Below are 17,769 nucleotides of genomic sequence, written 5' to 3' on the forward strand. Positions count from 1 at the left end.
ACGATGGTGCAAAAAACAGCGCGGCGGAAGCAGAAGGGAAGCGAGGAAAAATTATCCCATTACAAAAACCGCCATCAGACACAGCGGCAATAACAGCGGCGTCAGCGCCCACCAGGAGGGCCAGCGCCAAAGCCACAGCGCGGTGACCAGCAACACCAGTGATGTCGGCAGCCAGATGATCACACCCAGCATGCGCCAGGCCAGACAATCGGAACGAGACGGGCAATCGTCCATCGTCATCATCCCCACGGCAATCAACCCCAGCCCCAGCAGGCCCAGGGTGGCCAGTAACACCACTGTCATTATGCGGATCCAGTATCCCACAGCACTCCTCCCTGACTTTTTTTGTCACTTTGCACAATATTGTGCCTGCCTTCACGTCTCTCGATAACGCCCAGAGGCCATGATTAAAGACGCCGGGGAATGGCACGCCCCCTGCTTGGTCAACGACACGTTACTTTTCGGCTACCGCGGACGACAGAACACCATGATGACACTTGGCGACCCTCTTCCCGGCTTTGCCGCACTGGCACGGGACTACAAGCGACTGGGCAGTGAACTGACCGTGGCTCTGGCGGATCTGGCCATCCCTCGCCCTCAGCCTCCGGCGGACAGGCTGCCGCTCCATGAAGAATGTCTGCATGTGGTACGTGGCGGCATGGTGGTGGCCCGTCACGGCGAAAGCCCCCTGTTCCTGTGTGATGAAGGGGATGTACTGCCACAGGATACGGAACTGAGCTACAAGGCGGATAGCGCCGTGTTACTGGCAGCCTATCCCTGGAAGATCGTGCTTCAGAGGTTGCAAAAAGAGTCCCATCTCGCGGCTTTATGGGAGCGCCTGCGGGATCTAAGGGAGCGTATTCTGCTGCACATGCTGGCGGCCAGGGTCGGTGAAGATCACCACGCTCACTCAGCCTTCGTCTACTTTCAACCCGGCGAGGTGCTGATCCGTCAGGGAGAGCATGCCACTGACGTCTACCATTTATTCGAAGGCGAAGCGGATGTGCTGGTGGATGATGTGGCCGTGGGTCAGGTCGGCGAGGGCGAGGTGCTGGGCGCCATCGCCGTGCTTACCGGCTCCTCACGCAGCGCCACGGTACGAGCGCGCACTCGTTGTTCCGCGGTGCGGGTGCCCGGTAGCCAGTTTCATCAACTGATCCGGGCCCATCCCACCCTGATTCAAAGGCTGATGACCGACATGGCGCGGCAAATCACCCGACTCAATCATCGTGTGGTGGCGCTATCCGGCTGACCCGGAACAATCGCTTTCGCTGGCCGCCTCTCCGGGTTCCAGCCATTGCGACAATACGGCGTGCAGTTGCGGCGGCTGCAGAGGTTTACGCAACACCAGATAGCCATCCCGTTCCGCCTGCTCCAGAACAGGAGAATGAAATTCACCGCTGACCATAGCTCCGCCGGATTCCGGGCATGCCTCCAGCAGAGCCTGGAAAACTTCGAAACCGCTCTCCCCGGAGCGCAGTCTTTGGTCGCAAAGAATCGCTTGAGGCAGGAACCCGTCTCGCAACAGACCAAACGCCTCGGTACCAGATGCGGCGCAGCGGACTTCTATGCCCCAGGCTTCCATCAGACTCTGCCAGGCCCTGGTCACCAGTGGGTCGTCGTCGATAACCAGGCAACTCCCGGTCAGCAACGTGAGCCGGTTCAAAGAGGTATTCATCGCATTACCCGAGGCCGCATGACCGGCTTTCAATTGTTTCATAGCCGGCAATGACAACCAGAACCGTGAGCCCCGCCCTTCCTTGGAATCCAGGCCGTAGCCAGCGCCCATTATCTTGGCGCTACGCGCCACCATCGCCAGCCCCAGGCCATGGCCGGCGCTGTCGATTCCCCAGGAATAGGCATTGCGATAAAACGGCGTGTAAATACTCTTTTGTTCCTCCAGCGCCACACCGATTCCGGTATCCCATACTTCCAGCAGCCAATTCCCCTGTCGGTGGCGTACCGACAGCAGGACACCACCATGGGCGGTATAACGCAGAGCATTGTGAGTGAGATTGATCAAACAGCGGCGAATCAGGCTGGCGTCGCCCAGAACCACCGCTTCTTTTCGGGCGATGCGGATACGCAGATCCAGGCCACGGCTGTTGGCTTCCTCGCGAAACGTGGTCGCCACATCCTCGACGATGGCGTCCAACAGCACCGGCGTGCGTTGCGCGGTAACCGCGCCAGTTTCCATCTTGGAGAGGTCCAGCAGCGAGTTGAACATCAGATCCACCGAACGCACGCTCTGTTGCAAATCCTGGATCGGATCTTTGAGCGTTTCATCGCGATTGCGATGCGCGATGGCCTGAATCAGAAAGCCCATGGCATGCACCGGTTGGCGCAGGTCATGACTGGCGGTGGTAAGAAACCGGTTCTTGTCCTGCAAGGCTCGTTCCGCTTCTTCCTTGGCCGCACGGAAACGTTTAGCCAAAGCAGCACTGTCCTCTTCCAGTTTCATTTGCTGCAGAAAGAAGCGGTGGGAGGTGATGCCATGGCGATACATGGCCACACCGAACAATACCCCCATCAGCAACACGAAATGCCAATGCTCGGGAACCGTCCAGGGCATCATTAAAACCACCGGCCCCCAGCAACACAGGAAAAAGCGCAGGAACACACCCCACACCGGCGTCTGGTGAGTGGCGTTGGCGGCGATGGTACCGGCATAGGTAATATGCAGCACGGCGGCAAACTCAAAAGTCACCTTCCCCGCCGTCAGGAACACCACCAAGGCCAGTCCGAAGCCATGCAGAACGGCGATGCGCTTGACCACCGGCAGCCATTTTTCAAGCACCTTCTCACTATCAAGGGACGCTCTGTCCGCCAGATAACGCCGACGCAGAACGAACAGCCGCCAGACGCCCAGCAGGTACGCGGCCAACTCCACAAGCAACCAGGAAATATCCTGCCCCTGAAGATAAAACCAGACGATGAAGGCCATGCCCGCGAACGGCGTTACCGAAGCGCTATAAAACAGCCTGACACGAGTGATATCCAACAGGCGGGCGCGGCCGTCAGCACTCAAATCGGCCATGGAAGGTGCCACCACATTCCCTCTGGCAGGCGGGGTGTTCATAGCCGCAGGCGTCGCCCGTGCAGCAACGCGATCGCTTCCACCCGATTACTGGCACCGAGTTTCTGCAGGATGGACGAGACATGCTCCTTGACCGTTTGCTCGGTGACATTGAGCGCCATGGCAATCCGTTTATTAGGCAGTCCCTTAAGCATCATCGCCAACACCTCGCCCTGGCGCCGGGTCAATCCCAGATCCGCCGGACTGATCAGCAGCTCCCGACGGGACCGGAGTATTGCCGCTGACGCCGGGTCCACATCCGCAAACCAGGTTTTCCCTCGGCGCAACGCCGTCACGGCCCGGGCAAACGTCTCCGGCGATTCATTCTTATGAATGAAACCGTGAGCGCCGGCGTCCCGTGCCTGGGCATCGATACCAACACCATCATCACCGCTCATGACCAACAGCCGGGTGGCGGGGCAATGATCGGATAATGCCTTTACCAGAGGCGGCGCGGCACCATCGGCCAGCCAGAAATCAATAATGACCAGGTTGGGCGCTCCGTTATCGGCGATGAACGCCATACAGGCGTCGCCATCCGCGACGCTGTGCACCGAAGGGTAACCGCAGTGTGAGATCAGGTACTCCGCCACACCGCGCACTACCAAAGGGTGGTCATCCACCACCAGGGCATACTCGATGTTTCCCTTCCTTTCTTCCGGTTTCCCGTGAAGCCCAGCTTCCTCATTCATTCGCCGTTCCATCCTAGGTCATTGGCGACGGGTGAAAACCCTACCACGGTAGGGTGGTTCAGACCGGGCACTGGCGATAGCTTTGATTCACTCGGGTGACAACACTCTGAAAGCTGCGCCGGGAACACATCGATGGGCGTGTTCCCTTCCCCTCGAGCCATGGCAAAGCAACCCAGCGTTATTGTCCCCATTTTACGACACCCGGCGTCGGAATCGGTACGGGTTCTCTGCGTCGGTGCAATATTTTTGCCCGTTGTCTGGAGGGCATGCCCATTCCGGACCTCGTCAATGAACAACGGTTAACAGTACGGAGACCGACAATGACATTTAAAACCCTGATTATCGCCACTTCCGCCGCCTGCGCACTGGCTTTGTCCATGAATGCCCAGGCCGGCTTTCTCGACAAAATGAACGACGCCCTGGACAAGACCTCCAACGCCATCAACAAGGTGCAGGAAACCTCCGACAAGGCCACCAACACCGTGCAAGGCACGGTGAAGTCCGTTCAGGACACCGGACAGGCGGTCCAGGACACCAAGGATGACATGACTTCCATCGGCAAGAACGACGACTGATTGCCAATTCTGACGGATCGCTATTCGACCGACCCTCCCGGGAGCGCCGGATCGGGAAGCATCGTTTATTACTGTTTCTTTACCTTTCACCCCTGGTCTGACAACAGGGGTGCCCAACGCGATGCATGAACAGGGACGCTGTTATGTTCAAACGTACCTTCACATTCCTTTTCGTTACGTTGTTTTCCATCACTCTGGCCGCCTGCGGTGGCGGTGGCGGAAGTAGCGGCGGCAATAATAGCGGCGGCGGCGACAACGGCGGGGGAGATGGTGACGGCGGTGGTGATGGCGGCGCCAGCACATACCACTACGAATTCCTGCCCGGGACACAGTTCACCGACACGCAAATCATCAATATGGGCGCCGAAGGTTATGTGTTCCTGGGGCCGATGATTCTGGGTTCCAACGTGGATCAGGGGGGGCTGCTGTTCGGTCGCCACCAGGAAGCCACTTATGAGTACCGGATCAATCCGCAACAACCCACGCTGGACCAGTTCGTGGCCGAGGCCAATGCTCAGGGACAAGAGGGTTTTGCCCTGAGTGCTCCTTATATCAGTCTGTATGGCGACACCACCATTCAAACCGTCTACATGCACCAACAAGGCACTAATGCCACCTACGAAACCAAGGTGACGCCGGGCCTTGCAACCAGCGCCGCGGCTCTCATTGACGCGGCCAATGAGGAAGGAAAGGACGGTTACCTGCTCCTCGGCCCGATCGCGGACGACAGCGGCAATGCCGGTTACCTCTGGCAACGTGCCGTCAATGGCACGGCACGTTACAGCTACCGCTCGACGCCAGCCGACTTCGAAGAAACCGAAGAAGAGTTCCTGACCGCCATCTCCGAACAAGGCAATCAGGGTTACCTCTGGCTTTATCCCTTTGCGTTCGTCAATACCAACGGCGCTGAAGAATTCGCCAACTTCTACATCAAGGATGAAAACAGCCAGGCTACTTTCAGTTATGAGTTAACGCCGTCGGCGGACACCTATGCGGAAGTGGTGGCGGATGCCAATGCCAAAGGCGCGGACGGCATCTACTTCTTCGGCTTCGTGGCCTTCGTCAGCAATGATCCGGTCAACGACCCCACCGGCGAGCGACTGCTGTTTGTAACGACCGAAAACTGCTCCGGCAGTCCGCTGTGCGCCTTTCCCACCAAGGTGCTCTGATTCGTAGTCGTTGAGCACCCCCTCCATTCGCGGCCAAAGCCGCTTCCCACAGTGACTTTGCAGTTCCCGCTGTGGGAAGCGGCCTTGGCCGCGAAGACAACGCCAATCCATGTCTCCGGAGTCTGATCATCCGTCTTCCCCGGCGACGGGATCGCCGCACACCGGGCAATGCGGGTCCTTGCGCAGTGCCAATTGCCGCCAGCTCAGAGTACGGCCATCAAAGACGTGAAGTTGCGGAGCCACCGGCGTGCCGGTGAGCAAATGCATGGCCAGCAGTGCCTGCAGGGTGCCCACGGCACCCACCACCGGTCCCAGAATCCCCGCCTCGCTGCACAGCAAATCCCCTTCGGTACCGTCGCCAAACAAACAGGCGTAGCAGGGGCTGTCGGCTTGCCGCAGATCGAACGCGGCGATCTGTCCTTCCAGACGAATGGCGGCGCCGCTCACCAGCGGTTTGCGATGACGCACGCAAGCGGCATTGACCGCTTGCCGGGTAGCGAAGTTGTCGGTGCAATCCAACACCAGATCCACCTCCGACAGTTGTTGATCGAGCCAGGCGGCATCGACACGGACCACCACGGGGGTGACCGGCACATCGGGATTCAACGAACGCAATTGCGCCGCCAGAGCCAGGGCCTTGTGCTCTCCCACCTGATCGGCGCGGAAAGCCACCTGACGATGCAGGTTGGAGACTTCCACGCGGTCGTCGTCCACCAGCAACAAACCGCCGACACCGGCGCCGGCCAGATACAGGGCGGCCGGATTGGCCAGACCGCCGCATCCCACCAACAGCACCCGGGCGCGACTCAGCGCTTCCTGACCGTCCAGATCGAAGTCCGCCAGCAGCAATTGGCGGCTGTAGCGCATTAACTGGTCGTCGTTGAACATGGTGTCTCCGCCTATCGTCGGCCCCGGTTAGGGTCAGCGCCGTTATCTTTGCCCGAAAGTAACGCGATCCTGTCCTCCCAGATCGCAGAGCGTCTCCACCTCGCGATACCCTCGCTCCGTCAACAGGGTGCGCACCGCCTCTCCCTGATCATAACCATGCTCCAGCACCAGCCAACCGCCTTCCACAAGGCGCGTTATTGCCTGATCGGCAAGCACGCGAATATCCGCCAGCCCCCGTTCCGCCGCCACCAGGGCGGTACGCGGTTCATAGCGGACATCCCCTTGCCCCAGATGCGGGTCTTCGGGATCGACATAAGGCGGGTTGGATACGATCAGCTCAAACGGGCCGGGCAGCGCCTCCAGCCAGGTTCCGCCGACGACCCCAACTTCCGCTCCCAGAGCCCGGGCATTGTCCTTCGCCACCCGCAGGGCGGCATCGCTGATATCCACCAGCAACACCGACCAGGCCGGCCTTTCCAGCGCCAGAGTAATGCCGATGGCGCCGGTGCCCGTGCCCAGGTCCACCGCCCGCAACGGCGATTCCGGCAGCCGCTCCAGCACGGCGTCAATGAGGGTTTCAGTGTCCGGGCGCGGGATCAGAGTATCCGGGGTAACCTTGAACAACCGCCCATAAAACTCCCGCTCGCCGATCAGATAAGCCACCGGCTCACCAGTTTCACGGCGAGCCAGCAATTCCAGGAAGCGCCGCTGCTGGGATTCGCTCAGGGTCCGTTCCGGCCAAGTGAACAGATAGGTGCGGGATTGGGACAGTACATGGGCCAGCAGACACTCGGCATCCAGCGCCGCACTGGGCGAGGCCCGCAAACGGGAACGGGCCTCTCGCAACGCCTGGTCGATGCGCACCGGTTACTCCGCACCACCGGCGCCCGCCAACGCCGCCAGTTGTTCCGCCTGATGTTCGGCGAGCAGCGCGTCCAGCACTTCGTCCATGTCACCGGCGACGATTTCGTTGAGACGGTACAGGGTCAGGTTGATGCGGTGATCGGTGAGGCGGCCCTGGGGGAAATTATAGGTGCGGATACGCTCGGAGCGGTCACCGGACCCCACCAGAGACTTGCGCTGGGCGGCCTGTTCCGCCTGGGAGGCGCTTTCGCGAGCGTCCAGCAAACGTGCTTTCAGCAGGGACATGGCCTTGGCCTTGTTCTTGTGCTGACTGCGTTCGTCCTGGCATTCCACCACCACCCCGGTGGGCAAGTGGGTGATCCGTACCGCCGAGTCGGTAGTGTTGACGTGCTGGCCGCCGGCGCCGGAGGAACGATAAGTGTCGATGCGCAAATCCTCGTTGCGGATCTCGATATCACCGGCCTCCTCGGCCTCCGCCATCACCGCCACGGTGCAGGCGGAAGTATGGATGCGACCCTGGGATTCGGTGGCGGGGACACGTTGCACCCGATGGGCACCGGATTCGAACTTGAGGCGGGAATAAACGCCGTCGCCCATCACCCGTGCGATCACCTCCTTATAACCACCGTGTTCACCCTCGCTGGCGCTGACCGTTTCCACTTTCCAGCCACGCTGGTCGGCGTAGCGGGAATACATGCGAAACAGATCGCCGGCGAACAGAGCCGCCTCATCACCGCCGGTGCCGGCACGGATTTCCAGGTAAACCCCGGCATTGTCACGGGGGTCCCTGGGCAGCATCGCCCGTTGCAGGTCGCTTTCCAGTTGCTCCAGACGTGCCTGCGCCTCGCGCACTTCTTCCTGGCCCATGGCGCGCATTTCCGGGTCGCTGTCCTCGGTGAGCGCACGGGCGGTTTCCAGGTTGTCCTGAGTGGCTCGATACTCCCGGAATCCCCGTACCACCGGTTCCAGCTCCGCGTATTCCTTGGAAAAGGCACGAAAGCGCTTCTGCTCGGCGATGACGTCCGGGTCGGACAGCAGGCCGCTCAGTTCCTCGAAACGTTCCGTCAATTTCTCGAGCTTGGCGCTCAGCGAAGCTTTCATAGAGGTTTCCGATGTTGAAAAAGAGGGATCGGGCGACGCGGCGTCAGGTCTGATCGGGCTCGTCGCCGAGCAGCAGTTCCCGGGCGGTGCGCAGATCCTCCACACGACCTTCGGCGGCCATCCGCCGCAGTGACACGCTGGGCTGGTGCAGCCATTTGTTGACCAGATTGTGCTTGAAGCGGCGTAGTACGTCCTCCGGATCGGCGCCGTTCTGCAGCTGCGACAACGCGCGTTCCAGTTCCTGGTCCGCCAGCACCCCACGCTGTTGTCGATAATCACGCAACACACCGGCGGCACGTTGCTCACGACGCGAACGACGATGACGGTGCACCGCCTCGCGGATCAGCTCACCGGCCTCGCGCGCGGCTTCCTGACGGGCGCGTACATTTTCCTCGATGGCTTCCTGAAGGTGATCCACCGTATATAAATAGACGTCGTCCAATTTACCCACTTCCGGCTCGATATCCCGGGGCACGGCAATGTCCACCATGAACATGGGGCGGTGCCGGCGCCGTTTCAGCGCCCGTTCCACCGTGCCTTTGCCCAGCACCGGCAGTGGCGAAGCGGTGCAGGAAATGACGATGTCCGCGTGCTCCAGCGCCACCGGCAATTCTTCCAGACCGATGGCGCGTCCCGCCACTTCGGCCGCCAGTTCACTGGCCCGTTCCAATGTCCGGTTGGCAATGACGATCTCCCGCACCTGCTGCTCATGCAGATGCCGGGCCACCAGTTGGATCATTTCCCCGGCGCCGATCAACAGTGCCCGGCTCTTCTTCAGGTCGGAGAAAATGTGCCGGGCGAAGGAGACCGCGGCATAGGCCACCGACACCGGATTGGCGCCAATACCGGTTTCGGTGCGAATACGTTTGGCCACCGAGAAAACGTCCTGGAACACTCGCCCCAGTTCGCTGTTAAGCAGGCCGGCCTCGTGAGCACGGGCATAGGCCTCACGCATCTGCCCGAGAATCTGGGGTTCCCCCAAAACCAGGGAATCGAGCCCGCCGGCCACGCGCATCATATGTTCCAGCGCCTGCTCGTCCCGATACTGATAGACCACATCACGCAGACGCTGCGAGGACATGCGCCGGGCACGGGCCAGCCAGTCGCTGAAGTCGGGGATGGGGCCGTCCACCAGGCAATAAAGTTCGGTGCGATTACAGGTGGACAATAGCGCCGCTTCGCGAACGCCGGGCAGCTCATCGCGCAAGACGGCCAGCACCTGGTCGGCCTGATCCGCTGAAAACGCCAGTTGCTCGCGCAACTCCACGTCCGCGGTGGTGTGATTGACCCCGACTGCGAAGAGATTCATAAGAAACGACGACGACCCGGCCTGGGTTGGCTACACGCGCAAGGGTCACGCATTTTGCGCGAAAGCGCCCGTGGAAACAATGAGAGCCTGTTTATAGTCTATACACCACCACGCCACCAAGCCCAGGATCAGCAGCGGGAAACCCGGGGAGAGGCCCCTTGGGTGACGCAAATGTCTGTGCCATGATAGCCGCTCACCCGTGCCGTGACAGCGAGTTCGATGAAACCACGTTCGCCGTTTTTTGCCGCGATCCCGCCACTGATCGCCAGTTTCTTACTTGGCGGTTGCGCCAGTCCGGCCCCCCGGGTCGAGGCTCCCGCCGCCACCGCCGAGCCCACGCCCCCCACCCGGCCGATCGAGTACGATGGCACCGATATCGGTGATCTACTGGTGGCGGAAACCGCCGCCCAGCGCCAGGCGCTGGCTCTGACCCTGGATTACTATGCCCCAGTGGCGGAGCGTACCGGCGACCCCAGGGTGCTTGGCCAGGCCACCCAACTGGCCGCCTATCTCGGCCACTTCGAGCAGGCCCGGGCACTATCCAACCAATGGCTGCGGCATTCCCCGCAAGACCCTGACGCGCTGCGCCTGGCCGCTCTTGCCGATATCCAACTCGGTGACGGCGACGCCGCCGCGGCTCATGTGGACCAATTGGTGGCCCATCATGGCACCGAAGCCCTGGTACCGCTGGTGGCGGAGGCTCAGAACCTGGACCAACAGGGCAATCGGGAATTACTCCATGCCCTGTCCAGCCTGGCCGACCGCTACCCGGAACATGCCCCGCTGTGGTATGCGCGGGCCCTGGAGCGGCGTGAGCAAGGCGATCTGGAAGGGGCCATGGAGGCCACCGACAAAACCCTCAAGCTCAACCCGGATCATGACGAAGCACTGCTGCTCAAGGCCCAGCTCTGGCATGACATGGGCCAACAAAAGCGCGCCCAGCGGCATCTGCGCAAGATCGTCAAAAAAGCACCGGAGCAACGCCGTTACCGCCTGGCCTATGTTCGTGTGCTGTTGGCCGATGGCGAGCACGAACGCGCCGAGGAGCAACTGGAGATTCTCGCCGCCCAGGACCCGGACGACCTGGATCTGCAGTATTCCCTGGCCCTGATGGCACTGGAGTCCGGCGCCGCCGAGGTGGCACAGGAGCGCCTCCAGGCCTTGCTGGATCAGGGTTACCGTCCGGATGAGGTGCGCATGCAGCTGGCCCAGGCGGCGGAACAGCAGGGCGTGCCAAGCCAGGCCATCGACCTTTATATGCAGGTGCAGGGCCCTCAGACCCTGCCCGCCCGGGTGCAGGCGGTACGGCTGATGTACGAACGCGGCCAGACCGCCAAGGGCCACGCCCTGATGACCAGTCTGGTGCAACAGCACCCGACCCACACTTCGCTGCTGTACGTCACCGAGGCGGAGATCCGCACCGATACCGGCGACGTGCCCGGGGCCATGGCCCTGCTGAATGAAGCCGTCGGCGAGCAACCCGATGATCCCGATCTGCTGTACGCCCGCGCCATGACCGCCACCTTGCTCAAGGATTGGGACCAGGCCACCGGTGATCTGCGCAAGGTGCTGGCGCTGAGTCCGGACAATACCGATGCTCTCAATGCCCTGGGCTACACCTGGGCGGATCTGGGCATCAATCTGGATCAGGCCCACGACATGATCCGCCAGGCCCTGGAACAGGAGCCGGACCATCCTGCCATTCTCGACTCCATGGGCTGGGTGCTGTTCCGGCTGGGGCGCCCCCAACAGGCGCTGGATTATCTGCAGCGGGCCTACGCCCAGTTTCCGGACGCCGAGGTCGCCGCCCATCTCGGCGAGGTATTGTGGAATCTCGGTCAACGCAACGAAGCCCGCACAGTCTGGCGCGATGCCCTCGCCGACGACCCGGAGAGCGAACTGCTGCACGGCACCCTGCAACGTCTGGGAGTGTCGTTATGATGCGCATCGCCGCCGTGGCACTGGCCTTGCTGCTGGCCGCCTGTCAGCAGCAGCCGGTCAGCACTGATTTCACCCGTCCCGACCAGATCCTGAAGTGGCGCATGTCCGGCAAACTGGGCTACCGCACCGAAGCCGACGGCGGCTCCGCCACCTTCGACTGGCATCAAACGCCGCGCCAGGGCGAGATCCAGTTTTCCGGCCCTCTGGGTTTCGGCAGCGCCGAACTGCGCTGGGACCCGGGGCTGGCCCATCTGCGCACCGCCAAGGGCGAATGGCAGGCCCGCACCCCCGGGGAGCTGGCCTGGCATCTGACCGGATTCTGGTTGCCAGTATCGGCGCTGGAGTACTGGAGCCGCGGTCTGGTCTGGCCGGGCGCGCCAGCGCAAAGCGACCGCGATCAAGCCGGCAATCTGATCACCCTGAATCAACTAGGCTGGCAACTGCAATTCGACCGTTATCAGCCGGTGGGCCGGGTCACCCTGCCCCATCGCATCAAGGCGGAGCAGGACGGCAACCGGTTCACCTTGTTGATCCGCGACTGGCGCCCTCTGCCATGACCACCTTCGATCTGCCGGCTCCGGCCAAACTGAATCTGTTTTTGCATATCACCGGACGCCGGGAGGACGGCTACCACGAGCTACAAACCCTGTTCGTGATGCTGGACCATGGCGATCGTCTCCACTTTGAACCGCACTCTCATCTCGACCTCCAGTGTGACGATCCCGATTTGCCCTCCGATGACGACAATCTGGTACTGCGGGCCGCCCGGCTTCTGCAGGAGCACACCGGCTGCCGCCAGGGCGCGCGCCTGCGCTTGCAAAAACGACTGCCAACCGGGGGCGGGGTCGGCGGCGGCTCCTCCGACGCGGCCACCACCTTGTGCGGCCTGAACCTGCTTTGGGATCTGAACCTGGAAGAGGCGGAATTAATCGCCCTGGGGCTGAAACTGGGTGCCGATGTACCGGTGTTCGTGGCCGGCCACAGTGCCTGGGCGGAAGGCGTCGGCGAGCGCCTGACCCCGGTGTTCATACCCGAGGAATGGTTTCTGGTGGTGCATCCCGGCATTGCCGTTCCGACCGCTCGAATTTTCAGCGACAAGGAATTGACAAGGCACACACCCCCCATTACAGTACCGGCCTCGCTGGACAGGGGCTCCTTGGACAGTCTGCAAAACGACTGTGAAAGCGTGGCCAAACGGCACTTTCCGCCCATAGCGGAAGCCCTGGACTGGCTCCAGCGAGAAGCGGGCAACGCCCGCATGACCGGCACCGGCGCCTGCTGTTTCGCACGCCTTGCCGGTGAGCAAGCAGCCCGGCAATTGCTGCCGAGGTTGCCACAGCACTGGACAGGTTTTGTGGCACGAAGCAAACAAATCTCCCCTCTCCGGGAGGCACTGGCAACGCTTCGGGCCAGACAGAATTCAGGAACGTCCTGAGCAAGTTAGTGTTGGGGTATCGCCAAGTTGGTAAGGCAACGGGTTTTGATCCCGTCATTCCCAGGTTCGAGTCCTGGTACCCCAGCCATCTTTCCTGTAGTACTTCAAAACGGTACTTTCAACATCCTAGGGGACGCCAGTGTCCAAACTCGTCATCTTTTCCGGTAACGCCAACCCGGTTCTGGCCGACGCCATGGCCAGACACCTTAGCCTTCCCCTGGGTGATGCCGAAGTCGGCACCTTCAGCGACGGCGAAGTCGCGGTGGACATCCAGGAGAATGTGCGCGGCAAGGACGTGTTCATCGTCCAGTCCACCTGCAACCCCACCAATAACAACCTGATGGAAGTGCTGGTGATGGCGGATGCATTGCGCCGCTCCTCCGCTGGCCGCATCACCGCCGTCATGCCCTACTTCGGCTATGCCCGTCAGGACCGCCGGGTGCGCTCCGCGCGGGTACCGATCACCGCCAAGGTGGTGGCCGACATGATCACCGCGGTGGGCATTGACCGGGTGGTGACGGTGGATCTGCACGCCGATCAGATTCAAGGGTTCTTCGATATTCCGGTGGACAACGTCTACGCCACACCGCTGTTCGTGGCCGATATCGAGCGCCAGAAGTACGACGACGCCATGGTGGTGAGCCCGGACGTGGGCGGTGTGGTTCGCGCCCGTGCCCTGGCCAAGCAGCTCAATGACCTGGATCTGGCGATCATCGACAAGCGTCGCCCGAAAGCCAATGAATCCCAGGTCATGCACATCATCGGTGAAGTCGAAGGCCGCACCTGCATCCTGGTGGACGATATCGTCGATACCGCCGGCACCCTGTGCAAGGCGGCCCAGGCCTTGAAAGACCACGGCGCCGCCAAGGTCTACGCCTACTGCACCCACGCGGTACTGTCCGGTCCGGCCATCGACAATATCCGCAACAGCCCTCTGGATCAGTTGGTGGTCACCGACAGTATCCCGCTGTCCCCGGAAGGCGAAGCCTGCCCCAACATCCGCGTGCTCAGCCTGGCGCCGATCCTGGCTGAAACGGTACGCCGGGTGAACAATGAGGAGTCTCTGTCCGCCATGTTCGACCGCCTGGAACTGGTGTGAAGGCAGTCGACAGCGGAAAGACAAAAAGCAAAAACAGGTAATCTTTAGCCGCTGTGGGAGCTTGCTTGCAAGCGAATATTTCCAATCGTTCGAGTGAGCCCCATTCGCTTGCAAGCAAGCTCCCACAGAAAGCGTATTGGCCGGGGCATCTGGCGTCCGGCGGCCTTTTCCGGCATAATCCGCCCCCTTCCGGCCCGTTGCCGGTTTTATTCGACTGATCCCTCCCGGTGCGCCTGGTCGCGGGGTGCCGTGGAGCTTTACTGGAGAACACTCATGAGCAATGAGTTTGTACTGAACGCTGAAGCACGCAGCGACAAGGGGAAAGGTGCGAGCCGCCGCCTGCGTCGTCTGCAAGACCGGGTTCCCGCCGTTCTCTACGGTGGTACCGCCGAGCCCACCATGTTGTCCCTGGAAATGCGCGAGCTGCGCAAAGCCCTGGAAAACGAAGCCTTCTACAGCCACGTGCTGACCCTGCAACTGGAAGGCAAAGAGCACCAGGCGGTACTGCGTGATCTGCAGCGCCATCCGTCCAGCGGCTTCCCGATCCACGCTGACTTTCTGCGCGTGGACACCAGCCATGCCATCACCATGACCGTTCCGCTGCACTTCATTAACGAAGAAACCAGCGTCGGCGTGAAGAAGGAAGGCGGTGAAATCCACCATAATGTGTCCGAGGTTCAGGTCAGCTGTCTGCCGCAGGACCTGCCGGAATTCATCGAAGTGGACATGGCCGACGTCGCACTGGAGCAGGTGGTTCACCTGTCCGATCTGGTGCTGCCGAAAGGCGTGACCCTGGTCGAGCTGAGCCACGGCGAGAGCCACGACCAGCCGGTAGCCGCGGTGCACAAACCGAAAGTGCGTGGCGGTAGCGACGACGCCGAAGAAGGCGGCGAGGCGGAAGAAGGCGAAGGCCAGGAATAATCGGCCCGAGACGAAACGGGGGCCTCGGCCCCCGTTTTTTTTGATTCCAGGATAAGGAAATGGCACAGGTTCAACTGATCGTCGGCCTCGGCAACCCGGGGCAGGAATACGAGCAGACCCGCCACAACGCTGGCGTCTGGTACGTGGACGCGCTGGCCCGTGCCCATGGGGTTCACCTCAACGAGGAGAAGAAGTACTTCGGCGTCACCGGTACTTTTACCTTCGAGGGCGAAACCATCCGCCTGCTGGTCCCCACCACCTTCATGAACCGCAGCGGCCAATCCACCTCCGCCCTGGCCAACTTCTTCAAGATCCCCACCGAGCAAATCCTGGTCGCCCATGATGAACTGGATCTGCCGCCCGGCACCGCCCGGTTCAAGCAAGGCGGCGGGCACGGCGGCCACAATGGCCTCAAGGACATCATCAGCCGCCACGGCAACAACCGGAACTTTTACCGGCTGCGCATCGGCATCGGCCACCCGGGCAGCGCCCAGCTGGTCACGCCCCATGTGCTTAACAAGCCGTCCACCGCCGACCGTACGCTTATTGAACACGCCATCGACGAAGCGGTGCGTTATACCCCCGATTTGCTGCGCGGCGATCTGAACAGCGCCATGAACCACCTGAACGGCTTTCGCGCCTGACCTCCGGATCCACGCCCCGCACTATCTATCACGCAGGTAACGTTCCTTCACCCATTGCCCGGCAGGGCGTTCACGGACCAACCGGAACTGATGCCGGACCGGCTCCGGCAAGCTGGAAACCTCGATCCCTTCCCAAGGGGTACCGGCAATTCCCATCATCGGCGCCAGCAGACTGGCGGCGGTAATGTCCGCCAGCGTCAGACGATCCCCCACCAGATAGTCTCCCCCGTTTTGTACCAGCAGCGTCTCCACCAGGGTCAGACCGTCCTCCACCCGCTCACCGGCATAAACCACCGATTTCGGATTGATGGCGTATTTGCGGCGGATGGCTTCACGCAATGGCGGCGCCAGCAATCGTGTCAGCCAGGGGGCCATTCCCGCCGGTGCCAGCAGTAACTCCATGGTTTCCGGGCGATCCAGCACATGCCCGTACATCCAGGTTCGCAGATGGACACCCAGGCGATCGAACTGCTGCTCCAGTTCAATGACCCGGTGACGCGAAGCCGCATCCTCGGGAATCAGGGAGCGCTCGGGATAGTACTTCTCCAGGTAATAGGCGATTTTGGTGGAATCCCCCACCTTGCGATCACCGTCGCGCAACACCGGCACGGTACCGATCCGGGCCAGCCAGCGGGTCCGTGGCCAGTGCGCCCCGGGCAGCAGGTCACGGGTCTCGTAGGCCAGTCCCTTATGCTCCAATTGCCAACGGCTTTTCTCGCAGTAATGGGAAATGGGAAACTGGTAAAGGATACGCATGATCATCAGACTCTTGGTTTTCTGACCGACCAGTCTAGCGGCGCCTCATAGCCGCCCTCCCGGCGCCAGCGCCTGGCCGCCCCGGCTCCCTGGCAACCCGCCGGGACGGTCGCTTTTTGCCGACGGCTTGAGTAGCATTGCGCCCTCGAACGTGGAGGTATGGCTATGGGTATTCAGTGCGGCATCGTGGGACTCCCCAACGTGGGCAAGTCCACTCTTTTCAACGCCTTGACCAAGGCGGGCATCGACGCCGAAAACTTCCCTTTTTGCACCATCGAGCCGAACACCGGCGTGGTGCCCATCCCTGATCCACGGCAGGATAAGCTGGCCGCCATCGTCAACCCGGAACGGGTGCTGCCGGCCACCATGGAATTCGTCGACATCGCCGGCCTGGTGGCCGGCGCCTCCAAGGGCGAAGGCCTGGGTAATCAGTTCCTGGCCAACATTCGCGAAACCGACGCCATCGCCCATGTGGTCCGCTGCTTCGATGACGAAAACGTGATCCACGTGTCCGGCAAGGTGTCGCCACTGGACGACATCGCCGTCATCAATACTGAACTGGCGCTGGCCGATCTGGACACCGTGGAACGCGCCCATCAACGCGCTACCAAGGCCGCCAAAGGCCAGAACAAGGAAGCTCAGGCACTGTTGCCGGTACTGGACAAGGTGCTGCCGATGTTGAACGAAGGCGAACCAGCCCGGGCCGTCGAACTGAGCGACGACGAACGCAAGCAACTGCGCAGTCTCAACCTGCTCACCCTCAAACCCACCATGTACATCGCCAACGTGGACGAGGACGGCTTCGACAATAACCCGCTGTTGGACGCGGTGCGGGAACTGGCGGAAAAGGAAAACGCGTCGGTAGTGCCAATCTGCGCCAAAATCGAAGCGGAAATCGCCGAGTTGGACGATGACGAAAAAGCCGATTTCCTGGCGGACCTGGGCATGGAAGAGCCTGGCCTGAACCGGGTGATCCGCGCCGGCTACACCCTGCTCGGCCTGCACACCTATTTCACCGCCGGCAAAAAGGAAGTACGCGCTTGGACCGTCAAGGTCGGCGCCACCGCCCCGCAAGCCGCCGGCGTCATCCACACCGACTTCGAAAAAGGCTTTATCCGCGCCGAGGTCACCGCCTACGACGACTATGTCGCCTACAACGGCGAACAAGGCGCCAAGGACGCCGGCAAGTGGCGCCTGGAAGGCAAGGAGTACGTGGTCAAGGATGGCGACGTGGTGCACTTCCGCTTCAACGTCTGATCCTGCTTGCTCCGCGCCACAGGCGACCAGGACCAGCCCGCC

Annotated in this window: 18 protein-coding genes and 1 tRNA gene; 11 read left to right on the plus strand and 8 right to left on the minus strand. The window is 61.6% G+C overall.

Features of this window, described 5'->3' with window-relative positions:
• Positions 1 to 51: 51 nt before the first annotated feature.
• Positions 52 to 303, minus strand: coding sequence for a hypothetical protein (locus tag MA04_RS06465; RefSeq protein WP_163126454.1), 252 nt, complete (start codon positions 301 to 303; stop codon positions 52 to 54).
• A 184-nt stretch (positions 304 to 487) separates the two neighbouring features.
• On the opposite strand from MA04_RS06465, the gene MA04_RS06470 reads away from it, so the two are divergent.
• Positions 488 to 1,252, plus strand: a complete 765-nt coding sequence (locus MA04_RS06470; protein WP_163126455.1) for a cyclic nucleotide-binding domain-containing protein — start codon at positions 488 to 490, stop codon at positions 1,250 to 1,252.
• On the opposite strand, the gene MA04_RS06475 is transcribed toward MA04_RS06470, so the two are convergent.
• Both MA04_RS06475 and MA04_RS06480 read right to left on the minus strand, forming a co-directional pair.
• Positions 1,241 to 3,037, minus strand: coding sequence for a hybrid sensor histidine kinase/response regulator (locus tag MA04_RS06475; RefSeq protein ID WP_262459845.1), 1,797 nt, complete (start codon positions 3,035 to 3,037; stop codon positions 1,241 to 1,243). The two genes, MA04_RS06470 and MA04_RS06475, sit on opposite strands and share 12 nt — an antisense overlap.
• Positions 3,038 to 3,075: 38 nt before the next feature.
• Positions 3,076 to 3,768 (minus strand): response regulator transcription factor, encoded by a 693-nt coding sequence (locus MA04_RS06480; protein ID WP_262459846.1) that lies wholly within the window; start codon positions 3,766 to 3,768, stop codon positions 3,076 to 3,078.
• Positions 3,769 to 4,088: 320 nt separating this feature from the next.
• On the opposite strand from MA04_RS06480, the gene MA04_RS06485 reads away from it, so the two are divergent.
• Both MA04_RS06485 and MA04_RS06490 read left to right on the plus strand, forming a co-directional pair.
• Positions 4,089 to 4,343 carry a hypothetical protein gene (locus MA04_RS06485; RefSeq protein WP_262459847.1) on the plus strand — a complete coding sequence of 85 codons (255 nt, stop codon included), beginning with the start codon at positions 4,089 to 4,091 and terminating at the stop codon, positions 4,341 to 4,343.
• Positions 4,344 to 4,486: 143 nt separating this feature from the next.
• Positions 4,487 to 5,512, plus strand: a complete 1,026-nt coding sequence (locus tag MA04_RS06490) for a hypothetical protein (protein WP_262459849.1) — start codon at positions 4,487 to 4,489, stop codon at positions 5,510 to 5,512.
• A gap of 126 nt (positions 5,513 to 5,638) precedes the next feature.
• Here MA04_RS06490 and MA04_RS06495 read toward each other — a convergent pair whose 3' ends face one another.
• From MA04_RS06495 to hemA, 4 genes are read right to left on the minus strand one after another with little or no spacing between them, the layout of a single operon-like run.
• Positions 5,639 to 6,400 (minus strand): HesA/MoeB/ThiF family protein, encoded by a 762-nt coding sequence (locus MA04_RS06495; protein WP_262459850.1) that lies wholly within the window; start codon positions 6,398 to 6,400, stop codon positions 5,639 to 5,641.
• A gap of 42 nt (positions 6,401 to 6,442) precedes the next feature.
• Positions 6,443 to 7,264 carry a peptide chain release factor N(5)-glutamine methyltransferase gene (gene prmC / locus MA04_RS06500; RefSeq protein ID WP_262459852.1) on the minus strand — a complete coding sequence of 274 codons (822 nt, stop codon included), beginning with the start codon at positions 7,262 to 7,264 and terminating at the stop codon, positions 6,443 to 6,445.
• Between the two features lie 3 nt (positions 7,265 to 7,267).
• Positions 7,268 to 8,365, minus strand: coding sequence for a peptide chain release factor 1 (gene prfA, locus MA04_RS06505; RefSeq protein ID WP_262459853.1), 1,098 nt, complete (start codon positions 8,363 to 8,365; stop codon positions 7,268 to 7,270).
• Between the two features lie 43 nt (positions 8,366 to 8,408).
• On the minus strand, positions 8,409 to 9,674 hold the full coding sequence (gene hemA / locus MA04_RS06510) for a glutamyl-tRNA reductase (protein WP_163126462.1): 1,266 nt from the start codon (positions 9,672 to 9,674) through the stop codon (positions 8,409 to 8,411).
• A gap of 219 nt (positions 9,675 to 9,893) precedes the next feature.
• Here hemA and MA04_RS06515 point away from each other — a divergent pair, with 219 nt between their 5' ends.
• The 7 genes from MA04_RS06515 (at position 9,894) to pth (ending at position 15,714) form a co-directional block, all read left to right on the plus strand.
• Positions 9,894 to 11,615: a tetratricopeptide repeat protein gene (locus MA04_RS06515; protein WP_262459854.1), complete on the plus strand. Its 1,722-nt coding sequence runs from the start codon at positions 9,894 to 9,896 to the stop codon at positions 11,613 to 11,615.
• A complete protein-coding gene (gene lolB, locus MA04_RS06520; RefSeq protein WP_163126464.1) occupies positions 11,612 to 12,172 on the plus strand; it encodes a lipoprotein insertase outer membrane protein LolB in 561 nt (186 codons plus the stop codon). The genes MA04_RS06515 and lolB overlap by 4 nt, the downstream gene beginning before the upstream one ends.
• Entirely contained in the window at positions 12,169 to 13,050 is an 882-nt protein-coding gene (gene ispE, locus MA04_RS06525; protein WP_163126465.1) for a 4-(cytidine 5'-diphospho)-2-C-methyl-D-erythritol kinase, read from the plus strand. The genes lolB and ispE overlap by 4 nt, the downstream gene beginning before the upstream one ends.
• A gap of 12 nt (positions 13,051 to 13,062) precedes the next feature.
• A tRNA-Gln gene (locus MA04_RS06530) sits at positions 13,063 to 13,138 on the plus strand.
• 51 nt (positions 13,139 to 13,189) lie between these two features.
• The gene (locus tag MA04_RS06535; protein WP_022996311.1) at positions 13,190 to 14,149 is read left to right on the plus strand and encodes a ribose-phosphate pyrophosphokinase; all 960 of its coding nucleotides are present in this window, start codon (positions 13,190 to 13,192) and stop codon (positions 14,147 to 14,149) included.
• 273 nt (positions 14,150 to 14,422) lie between these two features.
• Positions 14,423 to 15,070 carry a 50S ribosomal protein L25/general stress protein Ctc gene (locus MA04_RS06540; RefSeq protein WP_163126466.1) on the plus strand — a complete coding sequence of 216 codons (648 nt, stop codon included), beginning with the start codon at positions 14,423 to 14,425 and terminating at the stop codon, positions 15,068 to 15,070.
• Positions 15,071 to 15,129: 59 nt separating this feature from the next.
• Positions 15,130 to 15,714 (plus strand): aminoacyl-tRNA hydrolase, encoded by a 585-nt coding sequence (gene pth, locus MA04_RS06545; protein ID WP_163126467.1) that lies wholly within the window; start codon positions 15,130 to 15,132, stop codon positions 15,712 to 15,714.
• A gap of 21 nt (positions 15,715 to 15,735) precedes the next feature.
• Here pth and MA04_RS06550 read toward each other — a convergent pair whose 3' ends face one another.
• On the minus strand, positions 15,736 to 16,470 hold the full coding sequence (locus MA04_RS06550; protein WP_262459856.1) for a glutathione S-transferase family protein: 735 nt from the start codon (positions 16,468 to 16,470) through the stop codon (positions 15,736 to 15,738).
• Between the two features lie 165 nt (positions 16,471 to 16,635).
• Between MA04_RS06550 and ychF the strand changes: the two genes are divergently transcribed.
• Positions 16,636 to 17,727 (plus strand): redox-regulated ATPase YchF, encoded by a 1,092-nt coding sequence (gene ychF, locus MA04_RS06555; protein WP_163126469.1) that lies wholly within the window; start codon positions 16,636 to 16,638, stop codon positions 17,725 to 17,727.
• Positions 17,728 to 17,769: the final 42 nt, after the last annotated feature.

The sequence above is a fragment of the Alloalcanivorax balearicus MACL04 genome (assembly GCF_025532145.1).
Lineage (GTDB): Bacteria > Pseudomonadota > Gammaproteobacteria > Pseudomonadales > Alcanivoracaceae > Alloalcanivorax > Alloalcanivorax balearicus.